Origin of the sequence: Palleronia sp. LCG004 (assembly GCF_032931615.1) — a bacterium.
In the GTDB taxonomy this organism is placed as follows: Bacteria; Pseudomonadota; Alphaproteobacteria; order Rhodobacterales; family Rhodobacteraceae; genus Palleronia.
In genome coordinates, this window is the sequence record NZ_CP136763.1 from 19,468 (window position 1) to 34,390 (window position 14,923).

Consider the following 14,923-nt stretch of genomic DNA (forward strand, 5'->3'; position numbering starts at 1 on the left):
ATTTGCATGCGGGCTTATCAGGTCATGATCTACCAATCTACTAACAGAAAAGCTAGCAGCCCGTCCCGCGCAGCACGACGTCGACGGTGGAGGCCATAAGACGAATATCCTTGGAAACCGAGATCTCGCGGAAATACGCGTCGTCGAAGCGCGCGCGATCCGCGAAGGAGGAGGCGTTACGGTCGGAGACCTGCCATGGCCCGGTAAGGCCCGGTCTCAGCGCGTAATAGCTCAGCCCGGGATAGAGATGCTCCTGCCCCGCCATCATCGGGCGCGGCCCCACGATGCTCATGTCCCCACGCAGCACATTGAAGAACTGCGGCAGCTCATCGAGCGAAGTGCGGCGCAGGATCCTTCCGAACCGGGTGATGCGCGGATCGTGCCGGAGCTTCTGCTTGATTTCCCATTCGCTGCGTACTTCCTCCGAGCTCGCCAGATAGGCATCGAGCCTGGCTTCGGCATCGGGCACCATCGTGCGCAGCTTCCACATGCCGAAGATGCGACCGTTCAAGCCCACGCGCTTCTGGATGTAGAAGGGAGAGGCTCCGTCGCGGGCGATCAGGAGGGCGAGGATCAGGATCGTGGGAAGGACGATCGGTACGAAAAGCAGCGTCAGCAACAGATCGAGTCCGCGCTTGCCGGCCCTGAGATAGACGCCGGCCCCACGCTCCTTGCGGATCGCGACCGGAGAGACGTTTCCGACCGACACCGCCGCAGCATGCTCGGGGCTGAACTCTATAAGATAATCTGGCTTCGACATAACATCTCCAACGGCAACGGTACTCGGAACGCGGAACACGAAAATGGGTTCAAGTCGAAACTTATGCCTCGAATATGGCACAGTCATTACAGACTCTCGCCCAACTCTCCAAGCATCGTGTCGCACGAAGGAGGATGCTGAAACAATTCGCATAAAATTTGTCGAATTGTGCACATCTCGATCGAAGATACTCTGCCCGCCGGGTCCGCTCATGCTGCGGGAGATGGCATCTTTCGCTGCATTGCGGCAAGAGTGATTCGTAATTACGTCCCGGATGCCGTAGGCTCGCCGCTCACAGCCCGCCCGCCGCCTTCCCGAAGGAGTCCCCCCTTGGCCTTGACGATGGACATCTATACCGAGCATTTCGGCCTTCGGGAACGCCCTTTCACATTGGTTCCCAACCCCGATTTCCTCTATTGGTCGCCGGCCCACAGGCGGGCGGCGGCGGTGCTCGAATACGGCATCATCACCTGCGCGCCCATTACCCTCGTCACAGGCGAGATCGGGTCGGGAAAGACGACGCTGCTGCGCAATCTGCTCAGAACCGCTGCCGAGGACATCGGCGAGATCCGGGTAGGGCTCATCTCGAACCCGATCGGCGGGCGCGACGAGCTCTTCCGCTGGGTGCTCATGGCGCTGGACCAGGACGCACCCGCCGATGCGACCTACGTTCAGCTCCACCGCCAGCTCGAGACCTATCTCATCACGCAATACGCCGAGGGCCGACGGGTCGTGCTGATCTTCGACGAGGCACAGAATCTCGATCGCGCCTCGCTCGAACAGGTGCGGATGCTCACCAACATCAATTCCGACGACAACGAGCTCGTTCAGCTCATTCTCGTGGGCCAGCCCGAACTGCGCGAGACCATCATGCGTCCCGACATGGTCCAGCTGGCCCAGAGGGTTTCGGCGAGTTTCTTCCTGCCGGCGCTGAAGGACGGGTCGGTGGCGGAATACATCCGGCACAGACTGCGTATCGCAGGAGCCGAACACGAGATCTTCACGCCTGATAGCGTGGAATTGATCCGCCAAGCCACGGGCGGCGTGCCACGGCTCATCAACCAACTGGGCGATTTCGCGATGCTTTACGCCTTCGAGAATGATACGACGCGCGTCACGAAGGAGACGGTGCAGGACGTGCTCAATGACGGCATGTTCTTCGCCGGCGGCCATACCGAGCCGTTGCGGCTGGTGCCGTCCTTCGACGATACGGGTTCCGACTGAAAGCAGGATTGATGGATCTCAGGTTCTATTTAGGATTGTTCCTTCGGCGGCTGCCGTTGCTCATCGCCTTCGCGGTCGTGGGGGCGGTACTGGGCGTGGTCGTGGCGCTCTCGCAGCAGCCCGTCTACAGCGCCCAGGCAACGCTGATCGTGGAATCCGAGCAGATCCCCGAGAATCTCGCCTCCTCCACCGTTCAGGCCAGCCAGAACGAGATGCTGCAGATCATCCAGCAGCGGATTCTGTCGCGTGACGTGCTTCTGGAGCTCGCGAACCGGCTGAACATCTATGCAGGCGTCGAGGATGCCGCCTCGATGACCGCCGACGAGAAGGTAAGCGATCTGCGCCAGCGCATCTCGATCCGCACCCGCGGGGGCGGCTCTCCCACGGAGGCGATGATCGTTACGGTAAGCTTCGATGCCACTACGCCGCAGATCACCGCGCAGGTCGTCAACGATATCGTGACCCAGATCCTGCAGCAGAACGTGCGGATGCGCACCTCGGTGGCGACGCAGACGCTCGACTTCTTCACGCAGGAGGTCGACAGGCTCGAACAACAGCTCTCGGCCGTGAGCGAGCGCATTCTGGACTTCCAAGAAAGCAATCTTCAGGCACTGCCTGATTCTCTCGAATTCCGTCGCTCCCAGCAGGCGGCCCTGCAGGAGCGTCTTCTCCAACTCGAACGCGACGGCAATGCCCTGCGCGAACGACGCCGGCAGCTCGTCACCCTCTTCGAGGAAACGGGCCGGGTCGGCTTCGCCCAGCAGCAGGGCGGCAACATGAGCCCACAGGAAGCGCGGCTGGCCGAGCTTCGCGACGAATACGCCCAGCTGGCGGGTGTGCTGTCCGATACCAATCCACGCCTCAACTTGCTGCGCAGCCGCATCTCGGCGATCGAGGGATCGATGCCCGCTGCGGGTTCCTCGCAATCCGAAGGCAGCGGCGGGACCGCGCCCACGCTCTACGACATCCAGATCGCCGATATCGACACCCAGATCGAGAACGTGGAAGAGCAATCCACAGCGATCGAGAACCAGATGGAGAATCTGTCCGCGACGATCCAGGCCACGCCCGGCAATGCCGTGACGCTGAACTCGCTCGAACGCGAATACGAGAACCTTCAGGCGCAGTACAACCAAGCCGTCACGAACCGTGCCCGGGCCGACATGGGCAACACGATCGAGTCGCTCTCAAAGGGCCAGCGGATCAGCGTGATCGAGCAGGCCACCCGTCCGTCTTCACCCTCGAGCCCGAACCGGCCGTTCATCGCGACCGCGGGGCTCGGTGCGGGGCTCGCGGCGGGAATCGCACTGATCGTGCTCATGGAGATCCTCAATTCGGCGATCCGTCGCCCGCAGGATCTTCAGAACGCTCTCGGTATCGATACGCTCGCCACCATTCCCTACATCCAGACCCGGGAAGAGGTCAGGACCCGCCGCATGCGTCTCGCCGTGCTGACAGCCCTGCTCGTGGTGGGGATCCCCGCCCTCCTGTGGTTCGTGGACCGCAACATCACCTCCCTGCAACCGGTCTTCGAGAATGTGGCCGAGCGCGTCCGGGATACGCTCAACCTCTGATGATCGAGGGCCCTTTCAAATGACGACCGAACGACTCCAGGCCGCGATCGCCAAGGCGCGGGCGAAGCGGGATACGACGGGGCGCATCGCCGACCCCTCTCCCGCCGATCCGGATCATGTGGCTGCGTCCCCTTCGCAAGCCGCGCAGACCTCCGATGCAGGAAGATGGAACGATCTGCGTGCCGCCGAGATCGACGCCGAGACGCTGATCCGCAATCGGGTCCTGTCGGTCGGCTCGAACCGCGATTCCACGCCTTTCGACATCCTGCGGACCAGGATCCTGCAGCGCATGCGCGAAAACGGCTGGCGACGGATCGCCATCACCTCTCCCACACCCCGATGTGGCAAGAGCACGCTGGCGCTGAACCTCGCCTTCGGCATGTCGCGCCAACCCGATCGCAAGATCGTGTCGATCGAGACCGATATGCGCCGCCCCAGTCATGAGACGCTGCTGGGCATCGATCCCGCCAACCGTTCGGTCGCTCGGTTCTTCGATTCCCGGAGCAGCTTTGCCGATACCGCAATCCTCGCCCTTCCGAACCTTGCCTTCGCGACCAATTCTTCCACGGAGGCGCAAGCTTCGGACGTGCTGCTCGGCAGCGCGGTGGGTCCGCTCCTCGCGCAGTTCGACAAGGACTACGCGCCGGACGTCACGATCTTCGATACGCCACCGCTTCTTGCCAACGACGATGCGATGGCTTTTCTCACCCATGTGGATTGTGCGCTGATCATCGCTGCGGCAGGCGAGACGACGGCCAAGGAAATCGATCAATGCGAGCGCCTGATCGCCCAAGAGACTCAAGTCATGGGCGTGGTGCTCAACAAGAGCCGCCAAGGCGGATCGACGGCCGCTTACGACTATTATTGAGCGCTGAACGGAAACAGGCTTTCACGGCATTCTGCAGACATAAAAAAGCCGGCGATGTTATCGCCGGCTTTTTCGTATCGCTAAGTCGCGGTCGAATCAGACCATTTCGGCCTTCGCCTTGCGGCGACGCGCGAATGCGAGGCCACCACCGAGCGCGGTCGTCAGAAGAAGTGCGCCGGCCGGAAGCGGAACAGCGGCCACGTTGACGGCAAATCCGAAGCGGCCAAGCGGCCTTTCACCGGTCGAGCCATAATCGAAGGTAAGCGAGAAGGATTCGCCTGCCGCGAAGATCGGATCGACGGAAGCTTCGGAATTGGCGGGAATGTCGATCGCCATATCGTCGTTGAAGCTCAGGGTAACGCCTTCGACGATGTTCGGACCGGCAAAGGCGGTCGTGCCGAACAGAACGGGCGTGTCGAGGTCGTTGAAGAAGTTGAACGTATAGGTACCGCCCGGCTCGCCCGAACGGGTGAACCCGCTGAACGCGAACGGCATTTCGGAAACGTTGTTGATCGCCGGGCCGTCGTTGATGTTCGTCACGACGGTCACGGCTTGGGAGACGGCGGGGATTGCTGCGAGCGCTGCCGCTGCAATCATGGTCTGGATTTTACGCATGGTTACCTCAAACATTGGATGGGGTCCGCCGATGTCTCGAAACGCGTCTCGGGCACGCTCCACCGATCGGACCTATATGAGTTCCCCGTCGCCAAATCTTCATCTCAAACCTTTACGCAACAATCTGACTGCGCGCAGTTCATCTCGACAGAGTCATAACGACTTGCCGTAGAGCGACGCGGAACAAGGTGGCAACAACCGGCTCCCACCCTGGTTCCAGAAAATTTACGATTTGTTTACTAATCGCAAATATCACGTTGCGTCACGTCAGGAATTACGCTGCGTGACAGGTCAGTAGAGCCCCTTTATTCCCTCCGCATCCGTTCCCGTCGCCCAGATCCGTACGACGCGAAGCGGAAATGCGATACCCGCACCGACGAAGACGGTTCCGGTCGTACCTTCGGTCGTGGTGACACGGAGGTTTCCGGCGGAAGACACATTGATCGCGCGTGTCGGCTGGTTGAGATCGCGATCGTCGTCGGGAGTGATCGACATGATGGCGGTCGGGGGCGAGGACAGCCCCTTCGTGAGATCGGCGAACTTGTCGGGCATGGCGAAGCGTCCTTCTATCGGGTTGTCGCAGATCCGACCATCGACCGCGGGGGGTTAAAGGCCGCCTTTTTCTCCGTACGGAGGTCTTTCCGACTGCCTTAAGCATTTTCCGTGTTGCGCTAAGAAAAACGTGTTACGCGGAGAAAAACACGAACCAGATCGAGGCAGGACATGACCGGGATCAGCGGATCGAGCACGCTCGAGACCCATGCGGCGCTCATCGCCGACGAACTCGTGCAGCATCGCGACAGGCTGCTCGAACCGGCGAAGGCGCGGATGCTGCGCCCCTTCCCGCTCAAGGAGGCCTGCCATTGGATCGGGGTGAGCCAGAACGCCCTGCGCCATATCCTGCGTACTAATGCGGACCTGCCGCAGGGCACGATGCTGAGAGGCACGCGGCGCCATTTCACCGCCTCCGAGATCCACGCCATCCGCGACCGGCTGATCGATCAGGGCAAGCTCGATTCCCGCCACGTCACCCGCCGACAGGAAGGCGAAGCCCCCGCAATCATCTCCGCAATCAACCTCAAGGGCGGCGTCGGCAAGTCCACTTCGACCCAGCATCTGAGCCAAGCGCTCGCCATGCGCGGCTACCGCACGCTCGCCATTGATCTCGACCCGCAGGCGAGCCTCACGCAGCTTTTCGGGATCATCCCCGAACGCGAACCCGACATGGCAACGCTCTATCATGCGATCCGCTATCCCGAAGACGGCGTGTCCGAGAGCCGACCGATCGAGATCGGCGACGTCGTGCGACCCACGCATATCCCGCGGCTCGACCTCATTCCGTCAAGCATGCAGATCATGGAATTCGAGCACGAGACCGCGGCCAACGACCAGCGCCAGGCCCCGTTCTTCCTGCGCGTCGAAGAAGCGCTTGCCCCAATCCGCGACGATTACGACGTGATCCTTTTCGACTGCCCGCCGCAGATGTCCTTCGCAGTCATGGCCTCTCTCTTCACTTCGACCTCGCTTCTGGTGACGGTCACCGCTTCCTTCGTCGACGTCATGAGCCTTGGCACATTCCTCGGCATGACGGGCGAGATGATGGGCGTGATCGAACGGCGGAAGGGACAGCGACCCTATGACTGGATCAAGTATCTCATCACCCGTTACAATCCGACCGACCAGCCGTCGGTGCAGGTGGCGGGCTATCTGCGGTCGATCCTCGAGACCGCGGTCATGACGAACGAGTTCTACCTCTCGACAGCCATCGCAGATGCCGCGACCACGTCCGAATCCATCGTCGAGGTCGATCCGTCGAACTTCCACCGACAGACCTATCAGCGGGCCTGGGACGCCGTAGATCGCGTCACGGGCGAACTCGAAGGCCTCATACACGCATCCTGGGGGAGAGCAGATCATGGCGCGTAAGGGACTCCTCTCGGCGGGGATGAGCCGTGCACTCGCGGGCGAAGCCGACGGTGCGCCGAAATCCTCAAGCCCCAATGTCCGCCGCTTCCGCGAGACCTTCGACGAGCTCCGCAACCAATCTATCCAGGAGGTCGAGACCGATCGGATCGGCCAATCCCGCTTCGCCGACCGTTTCGACGCCAGTGCCGATATCGCGGGGCTCGTCTCCTCGATTCGCGAGGCGGGACAGCAGATTCCGGTCCTGCTGCGCGCGACACCGGAGGGCGAGCACGAGTTCGAGCCGGTCTACGGGCGTCGGCGCATCGCAGCTTGCCGTGAATTGGGCATCCCCGTCCGCGCGCTGGTTGGCCAGCTCGACGACGAGGAAGCGATTGTGGCCCAAGGCCTCGAAAACAACGAACGCCTTGAGACGAGCTTCATCGAAAAGGCGGTCTTCGTTCAGCAGCTCCGCGCTTCGGGCCTACGCCCTACGATGATCGACGAGACGCTTGGCATTCCGCGCACCGAGATCAGCCGCATGGGCGCAGTGCTACGCGATGTGCCGGATGCGCTCGTCGACGCGATCGGACCCGCCCATGGCGTGGGGCGGCGACAATGGGTGCAGATAGCCGATCTCTGTACGCGGGCGGATGCCGGACGACGCAAAACAGCGATCCGGGCGACCGAAGGCGTCGCGGGATCGGCCGAACGTTTTGCCGCGGCACTTGCCGCGCTCCAACTCAAGGCCGAACGTGCCCCGCCCCCTGCCCCTCAAGCGCTTGCGCAAGGCCGTGTGACGCTACTTCGACGTGGCGGATCGCTGACTTTCACTACCGCATCGAAAGAGGATCGAGCCTTCCTCGACTGGCTCGCGGAAGAGGGCGACACGCTCTTCGATCGCTGGACCAAGACTCCACGAGTCTGAGGCTGAAACTTGTACCGCGGTACAAGTTTTCGCACCTTGGGCTCTGGGTCCGCTTAACTTCCCATATCAGCTAACCATCGTGGTTGTTGCCGAAAGCGGCCTGGATCGCCCTTTGAATTTGTACCGCGGTACAAATCTCTTACCAAAAAAGAAGTCCTCAGGACGAACTGGCCGGATCAAGCCGTGGAGTGCGGGGTAACCGACTTCTTTCCTGCGTGATCTTTGTACCGCGGTACAAGTCGGGCCGTCAGTCCTTGAGTTAGCGAGCGGTCAGCTAATCGAGCAGGTCTCGGTGGAACGGCCTATCAAGATCGGGGCCATCTAACAGAGTGCTGACGTTGACATAATGCGTATAGGCGAGCGTGCTGCCAGACGATTACGGCCTGCTCGCCAGCGCTGTCGGTGGCGAGCGTATAGTTGAGTGAACATCCCAAACTCGCTCTGAAGTTGGATCCTAATTCAGCACCCTTGCGATCATGAGACCGAGGCCTCGTACTGGGAAAGGCACCCTACTCAACACTTTTTATAACGATGCGCGCGCTCATAGTATCCGAGGCCACGCAAATCTCGTTCTTCTCGACCATTGCCAGATAGGCTTCTCCCAATTCAGCCGGCATGCGCAGGAATGCCAGAATCGTCAAAGGTTGCGCCGGGTTTGCGAACAGTCCTCTGAGAACGTGAAACCCTCTCCAGCCAGCAACAAGCCAGTATCGCGGCTGCATCGTTTCGCCCAGATCGATGACCTCAATCGGAACCTGCTGCCCGTGCATCTTGAGGCTCGACATCAGTCTTTCGATCCCATTGGTGCCGAGCCCAAGCCAGTCGCGGATCAGCTAAGTCGAACCTATGTCTTGCAGGTCGAATGCTGAACGGACATTGTCATCCGCGCTCGTTTCCTCGTTGGGTCGAACGTGATCGGCGGTCTCCTTCAGATTATGGGCGAGTGTCGCTTCGGCATCGCAACGTTGGATCGCCAAGAACGGTTATCAGGTTGTCCGCGCGACCGCGCGGAGGCCGATATTTCGCGCGTGAATTGGTTGACCGCGGTCAAGATCAGAGGAGATTGGGCCGGGTAGGGGCTTCGATCATTCCGGGCCCGTTGCTTCGATTGCGCGTCGCCAGGTTCCGATGAGAAGCTGCTTGAAGGTCGCATAAGTTGCGTCGAAGGATTCCCGGGCGCGGCTGTAGATCTCTCGGTTAAAGTTGCGGTAATCCGCCTCGTAGACGGCCCTGACACGCCCTTCACCCTGACCGATGAGCGGTGTCAGTGCCTGCCGCCTCGGGACAAGCGCGGACCCGAGGCTTGCTTGCATGAGCGCGGCATTCTCGGCTTGTGTGGCCTCGTCGTAGCGGGTGACGAGGAGGCGAACCGCATCCCAGAAGAATCGCGTCTCCTCCCGACCAAGCGCACGGGCAGCCTGGTTCTCGCTGTCTTCAATCATTCGGAACGTAGCGTGGAGCGCCTTGAGGAACCGTGTCGTCGCGTCAAAATCGTCCAGCGTCGCCCCGAGGGGGACAAACAGGATATCGGCCGCTGCGACTCCTCCGATCGTCAGCGTCCCGAGACTGGGTCCAGTATCGATCAGTACGACGTCATAGGCATCGAGCAGCCCCTCCGAGGCGAGCATCTCCTTGAGCGCGTTCCAGGGCTTCCAGCTACGTCCTTGCATCTGCCAGGCAGGGATCTGCAACTCGGCCCGGGCGAGATCGAGATGCGCGCCGATATGATCCAAGTTCGGCCAACGTGTCGGCTGCACAAGATCGGAGCCGCTGGTTCCGAGCGCGCGATCGAGCATATCGTCGAGCGGGACGGGTGGGTCGCCGCGGTCAAGCCTGCGCTGGTTCTCGGATCGCAGATGCTGCGCATAGTGCTTTGCGAGGAGGGGCAGTACCGTCTGCCATTCATTCTCGGCTCGACGCCCAAGGATCACGCCGAGCCCGCCTTGAGGGTCAAGGTCGATCGTGAGCACCTTGTAGCCGTCGAGCGCTGCCGACATTGCGAGATGCGCGACGTTAGTGGTCTTGCCGGTACTCGCGACGAGATTGGCGAGCGTGCAGATCCGGGCCTGCATCCCCGCCGGGCGATAGGGCAGGTATTCCTTGGCCTTCGATCCCTCTTCTCCGAAGTGAGCCTTGAGCTGCATGACCTCCTCGAGGGTGAACCACCTTGCACCACCCGGAGTGTCGGACCGGCCCTGGGGCAAGGCGGGGTTCTGCTTCAGCACGCGACGGAAATGGCCCTGGGCGATCGGGATGAGATAACGGGTGATCTCCCATGTCGAGAAAAGCCGCAGATCGTCTTTGATCAGGAAGGAAGCTGCAGTGTGCCGGATGAGATCTTGGCGCCCGGACGCGGCGGCCCGGGCGATTCCGACGAAGCTTTCGATCGCTGTTTCGGCGGGGAGTGCAGCGAGAGCGGCATCAGGGTCGAGACCGAAATACGGTGGCAGGGCAGGGGGCATCAGCTTGCTTTCAATGTAAGGCGGTATCGGCAATGTACGCTATTTCATATTACATATGCAAATATGGAGTACATCATATCAATGGCATTACATCTTGAGTGAATATCCTGTTTTCATAGCTGTGCCCGGTGCTGATTTTGTGTGGATCCGGTGGAATCGACAGGCGTCCAAGCCTTTTTTCTAGTTAGATTTGTTAGTTGAATCGTTACGAACAATCTTCGGTGGATTGGAGTCGCCTCAACCCACTGAGGTTGAGTGATAATCAATCGGCATGAAGGTCCCATCCGACTCTGATCCGACGAAAGTGCGACTCTGATCCAACGCCGTCGCGATTCCGATCCACCGGTCGCCGGCTGGACGCAGACCTGTGGATATGTCTAGGGTGTCACTGATCCCCCGAAAGGCTGGCGCGGCAGAAACGACGCCGATCGCGGGTGGATTGGCCGAACGGCGCGAGGCAGAGACGATGACCCTTTCCAAGGCCGGAGGCCCTCCCGGCGACTTCTTTCTGTGCGACGTCTTCGGCGCGCGCCCGAAGAATGATCTGGGCACGATGGAGCATCCCATATTCTCGCTTGCGACGAAGCCCGATCGGCGAATCCTGAGCTACACCCACAACGGCACGGATGTGACGGTGACACCTTCGGTGCGCGGCCGCGCCACGATCCATGACAAGGACATCCTCATCTATTGCGTGAGCCAACTCATGGCCGCGATCAATGCGGGCCGCGCCGTGTCGCGGCATCTCAGGCTTCGTGCTCACGATCTGCTGATGGCCACGAACCGCGATACGTCGGGTGACAGCTATGCCCGTCTCGTCCAGGCCTTCGAGAGGCTCGCGGGCACCCGCATCACCACCAATATCGAGACCGGAGGTCAGGAGACGACGGCGGGTTTCGGTCTCATCGAGAGCTGGGAGATCGTGCGCAAGGCGCGGGGCGGGCGCATGGTCTCGGTCAGCGTGACGCTCAGCGAATGGCTCTATCGCGCGGTCCTGTCGAAATCCGTGCTGACGCTCAGCCGCGACTACTTCCGTCTGAGAAAACCGCTCGAACGCCGGATCTACGAACTTGCGCGCAAGCATTGTGGACGCCAGCCCGACTGGCAGGTGGGGGTGGGCGTTCTGCACCTGAAGGCCGGATCGACCGCGCCGATCCGGGTCTTCCGCGCGGCGCTCAGACGCATCATCGCCGAGGACCATCTGCCCGACTACACGCTCGAGGAATTGCCGGGCGACCGGCTGCGCGTGCGTCCGCGCCGCGCGGGTCCCGCCCCCGGCACCGGCCCCGCGCCCATGTCCGGCGACACGCTCGAGGCTGCGCGTGCGATCTTGCCCGGCCGCGACGTCCATGCGCTCGAGGCGGAATGGCGCGCCTGGTGGGAGGCATCGGGCCGCGAGAGGCTCGCTGCACCCGAACGCGCGTTTCTGGGCTGGTGCCGGACCAAGGCGGCGCGCGATAAGGGATGAGCGCCCGCGGGCGCGCGCTCCGTCACTGCTTACCAAAGGAAACCCGCCCCATGCGACCCAAGGCCCTCGTCACCGGATCGGCCGGCTTCATCGGCCTGCATCTCGTCCGGAGGCTCCTCGCCCAAGGGTACGAGGTGACGGGGCTCGACGCGATGACGGATTACTACGACGTCGCGCTCAAACGCCGCCGTCACGCCATGCTGCTGCAGGATCCGGGCTTTCGCGCGGTCGAGGCCCGCGTCGAGACGCCGGGCCTTCTCGACGGACTGATGGAGGAGACGCGGCCGGACATCATCGTCCATCTCGCGGCCCAGGCGGGCGTGCGCTACTCGCTCGAGAATCCGCGCTCCTATCTCGAGAGCAATGTCGCGGGCACGTTCGAGATACTGGAGGCCGCACGCGCCCACCCGCCCCGTCACATGCTGCTGGCCTCGACGAGTTCGGCCTACGGTGCCAATGTCGACATGCCATACGTCGAGACCGACCGCGCCGACCATCAGATGTCGTTCTATGCCGCCACCAAGAAGGCGACCGAGGCGATGGCCCATTCCTACGCGCATCTGTACGGCCTGCCCACGACCATGTTCCGGTTCTTCACCGTCTACGGGCCCTGGGGCCGTCCCGACATGGCGCTCTTCAAGTTCGTGGAAGCGATCCTCGCGGGGCGTCCCATCGACGTCTACAATCATGGCCGAATGGCGCGCGACTTCACCTATGTCGAGGATCTCGTCGAGGCGGTCGTCCGGCTGATCGACACCGCGCCCGAGCGTCCCGGAGAAGATGGTCCACCCGAAGGCGACAGCCTCTCTCCCGTGGCACCGTTCCGCGTAGTCAATATCGGCAATTCGCGCGCGATCCCCCTGGGCGATTTCATCGATGCGATCGAGGCGGCGACGGGACGTCGCGCGATCCGCAACCCCGTCGAGATGCAGCCGGGCGACGTGCCCGCCACCTGGGCGGATGCGGGTCTCCTGCGCCGGCTCACGGGATACGCGCCCGAGACCGATCTCAAGACCGGGATCGCGGCCTTCGTCGAGTGGTACCGCGATTATTATCGGCAATGAACGGCCGCCCACCGGTACCGGTACCGGTGGATGCCCGCCGGGGCGGGGGAAAGGGTTTTTTCACTTCCACGGATCATCATAGGGTCCGATCGTTCCTTAAAGAGTTTCCCTGATGCCCAGTTCAGCACCCTCGTTCCGTCCTCTCGCCTCGGCCTCCAACGGCTCCCTGGATGAGATCGCGCGCTATCTCACCGATGGATACTGGGATGCCCAGGGTGCCGGCAGCGCGTCCTTCGGCAACACGATCACGGTCGATATCGGGGGGCTGACGGCCGACGGGCAGAAGCTCGCCCGGTGGGCCTTCGAGGCATGGGAGGCGGTGGCCGACATCACCTTCGTCGAGACCTCCGGCAAGGCCCAGATCGTCTTCGACGACGATCAGCCCGGTGCCATGGGCGGGATCACCTCCTATTACCCGTCGAACGGAGAGGCGATCGCGGGCATGGTCAACATCTCGACCGACTGGCTCGAGGTCTACGGGACCGGCATCGACGGCTACGCCTTCTCCACCTACATGCACGAGCTTGGCCATGCCCTGGGTCTTGGCCATCCGGGACTCTACGACGCCTCGGCCACCTACGGCACGGACGAGATTTTCGCCAACGACAGCTGGCAGATCACGATCATGTCGTATTTCGATCAGGAGCAGAACACCTCCGTCGATGCGACGAAGGCCGCGACCCTCACGCCCATGATGGCCGACATCCTAGCGATCCAGTCGCTCTACGGTGCGCCGGGCAAGGGCTCGGCCACGTCGGGCGACACGGTCTGGGGGGCGGGCACGACCCTCGACGGCTATCTCGGGGCCTTCTTCGATACGTTCGCGGGTGAAAAGGCGTCGCGTGGTCTGCTGACCGAAGGGGTCGAGGTTGCGCTGACCCTCTACGACCGCGACGGACACGACCGTATTTCCCTGGGTTTCTCGGAAACCGACGATCGTATCTCGCTTGAAGACGGAACCTTCTCCGATATCGGCGGTGCGATCGGCAATCTCGGTATCGCGCGCGGCACGATCATCGAGGATCTCGTGACGGGATCGGGCGACGACACGGTGACGGGCAACGACGCGGACAACATGATCTCCACGCGCGCGGGCGACGACGAGGTCTCGGGCGGCGAGGGTCGCGACGCGATCTACGGCGGTGCAGGCAACGACCTGCTGCGCGGAGGCGCGGGCAACGACACGCTTGGCGGCGGCACCGGTGACGACACGCTTGAGGGCGATGGCGGCCGCGACGCGCTCTGGGGCGGAACGGGCCACGACGTGCTGCGCGGAGGCGCGGGCAACGACACGCTCGGCGGCTTCGATGGCGACGACGTCCTCGACGGCGGGTCGGGCGAGGATGAGCTGTGGGGCGCGAAGGGCGACGACACGATCTGGGGCGGGTCGGGTGATGACACGCTCGGCGGCTTCGACGGCGACGACGTCCTCCACGGTCAGGAGGGCCACGACGAGATCTGGGGCGCCTCGGGGAACGACTATCTCCACGGCGGTGCGGGTGACGATCAGCTTGGCGGCGGAACGGAGAACGACACGCTCGACGGCGGTACCGGCAACGACGTCGTCTCGGGCGGTCTCGGGCATGATTTGATCGCGGGCGGTGCGGGGCAGGACACGCTCTACGGGGCCGCGGGCGACGACACGCTCCGTGGCGGCGCGGGTGACGATGTGATCTTCGGAGGCTCGGGCGCAGACACCTTCGTCTATGCCGACGGCGACGAGGGGCGGGACAGGATCAACGGCTTCTCGCTCGGTCAGGGGGACCGGCTGTCGCTCGACGCGGATCTCTGGTCGGGCACGCTCGACGCGGACGGGGTCATCGACGCATTCGCTTCCAGGCAGGGCGACGACATCGTCTTCGATTTCGGCGACGTCTCCTTCGTGCTTCTGGATGTGGAAAGCCTCTCGGGGTTCGAGGCGGCAATCGACATCGCTTGATCCGGAGGGCGGCGGAAGGACGGCCTGGCCTCCGCCGCCCGAAGGCCGATCCGGGTGAATCGCGTGATGCGATACAATCCCGCCGCGAAGGCCTTCGTGACGGAGATTGTCGCCGACTG

General features: G+C 62.5%; 13 protein-coding genes. 8 read left to right on the forward strand and 5 right to left on the reverse strand.

Annotated elements, in window-relative coordinates:
• Positions 1 to 52: 52 nt before the first annotated feature.
• Positions 53 to 760: a sugar transferase gene (locus tag RVY76_RS18210; RefSeq protein WP_317377967.1), complete on the reverse strand. Its 708-nt coding sequence runs from the start codon at positions 758 to 760 to the stop codon at positions 53 to 55.
• Positions 761 to 1,090: 330 nt separating this feature from the next.
• Here RVY76_RS18210 and RVY76_RS18215 point away from each other — a divergent pair, with 330 nt between their 5' ends.
• Genes RVY76_RS18215 through RVY76_RS18225 form a run of 3 tightly spaced genes read left to right on the forward strand, consistent with a single transcriptional unit; the run spans position 1,091 to position 4,426 of the window.
• Positions 1,091 to 1,984 carry an ExeA family protein gene (locus RVY76_RS18215; RefSeq protein ID WP_317377969.1) on the forward strand — a complete coding sequence of 298 codons (894 nt, stop codon included), beginning with the start codon at positions 1,091 to 1,093 and terminating at the stop codon, positions 1,982 to 1,984.
• 11 nt (positions 1,985 to 1,995) lie between these two features.
• Positions 1,996 to 3,558: a GumC family protein gene (locus RVY76_RS18220; RefSeq protein WP_317377971.1), complete on the forward strand. Its 1,563-nt coding sequence runs from the start codon at positions 1,996 to 1,998 to the stop codon at positions 3,556 to 3,558.
• Between the two features lie 19 nt (positions 3,559 to 3,577).
• On the forward strand, positions 3,578 to 4,426 hold the full coding sequence (locus RVY76_RS18225) for a CpsD/CapB family tyrosine-protein kinase (RefSeq protein ID WP_317377973.1): 849 nt from the start codon (positions 3,578 to 3,580) through the stop codon (positions 4,424 to 4,426).
• 96 nt (positions 4,427 to 4,522) lie between these two features.
• On the opposite strand, the gene RVY76_RS18230 is transcribed toward RVY76_RS18225, so the two are convergent.
• Positions 4,523 to 5,041, reverse strand: a complete 519-nt coding sequence (locus RVY76_RS18230) for a VPLPA-CTERM sorting domain-containing protein (protein WP_317377975.1) — start codon at positions 5,039 to 5,041, stop codon at positions 4,523 to 4,525.
• A 291-nt stretch (positions 5,042 to 5,332) separates the two neighbouring features.
• Entirely contained in the window at positions 5,333 to 5,593 is a 261-nt protein-coding gene (locus tag RVY76_RS18235) for a hypothetical protein (RefSeq protein ID WP_317377977.1), read from the reverse strand.
• 171 nt (positions 5,594 to 5,764) lie between these two features.
• Here RVY76_RS18235 and repA point away from each other — a divergent pair, with 171 nt between their 5' ends.
• Together repA and repB are read left to right on the forward strand one after the other, a co-directional pair.
• On the forward strand, positions 5,765 to 6,967 hold the full coding sequence (repA, locus tag RVY76_RS18240; protein ID WP_317377979.1) for a plasmid partitioning protein RepA: 1,203 nt from the start codon (positions 5,765 to 5,767) through the stop codon (positions 6,965 to 6,967).
• Positions 6,957 to 7,871 carry a plasmid partitioning protein RepB gene (gene repB / locus RVY76_RS18245; RefSeq protein ID WP_317377981.1) on the forward strand — a complete coding sequence of 305 codons (915 nt, stop codon included), beginning with the start codon at positions 6,957 to 6,959 and terminating at the stop codon, positions 7,869 to 7,871. Before repA ends, repB begins: the two co-directional genes overlap by 11 nt.
• Positions 7,872 to 8,380: 509 nt before the next feature.
• Here repB and RVY76_RS18250 read toward each other — a convergent pair.
• The gene (locus RVY76_RS18250) at positions 8,381 to 8,656 is read right to left on the reverse strand and encodes a hypothetical protein (RefSeq protein ID WP_317377983.1); all 276 of its coding nucleotides are present in this window, start codon (positions 8,654 to 8,656) and stop codon (positions 8,381 to 8,383) included.
• A gap of 300 nt (positions 8,657 to 8,956) precedes the next feature.
• A complete protein-coding gene (locus tag RVY76_RS18255; RefSeq protein ID WP_317377985.1) occupies positions 8,957 to 10,333 on the reverse strand; it encodes an AAA family ATPase in 1,377 nt (458 codons plus the stop codon).
• Between the two features lie 466 nt (positions 10,334 to 10,799).
• On the opposite strand from RVY76_RS18255, the gene RVY76_RS18260 reads away from it, so the two are divergent.
• From RVY76_RS18260 to RVY76_RS18270, 3 genes are all read left to right on the forward strand, one after another.
• Complete coding sequence (locus RVY76_RS18260; RefSeq protein WP_317378032.1) at positions 10,800 to 11,801, forward strand: replication initiator protein A; 1,002 nt, start codon at positions 10,800 to 10,802, stop codon at positions 11,799 to 11,801.
• A gap of 50 nt (positions 11,802 to 11,851) precedes the next feature.
• A complete protein-coding gene (locus RVY76_RS18265; RefSeq protein ID WP_317377986.1) occupies positions 11,852 to 12,865 on the forward strand; it encodes an NAD-dependent epimerase/dehydratase family protein in 1,014 nt (337 codons plus the stop codon).
• A 112-nt stretch (positions 12,866 to 12,977) separates the two neighbouring features.
• Positions 12,978 to 14,804 (forward strand): M10 family metallopeptidase, encoded by a 1,827-nt coding sequence (locus tag RVY76_RS18270; protein ID WP_317377988.1) that lies wholly within the window; start codon positions 12,978 to 12,980, stop codon positions 14,802 to 14,804.
• The last annotated feature ends 119 nt before the right edge of the window (positions 14,805 to 14,923 follow it).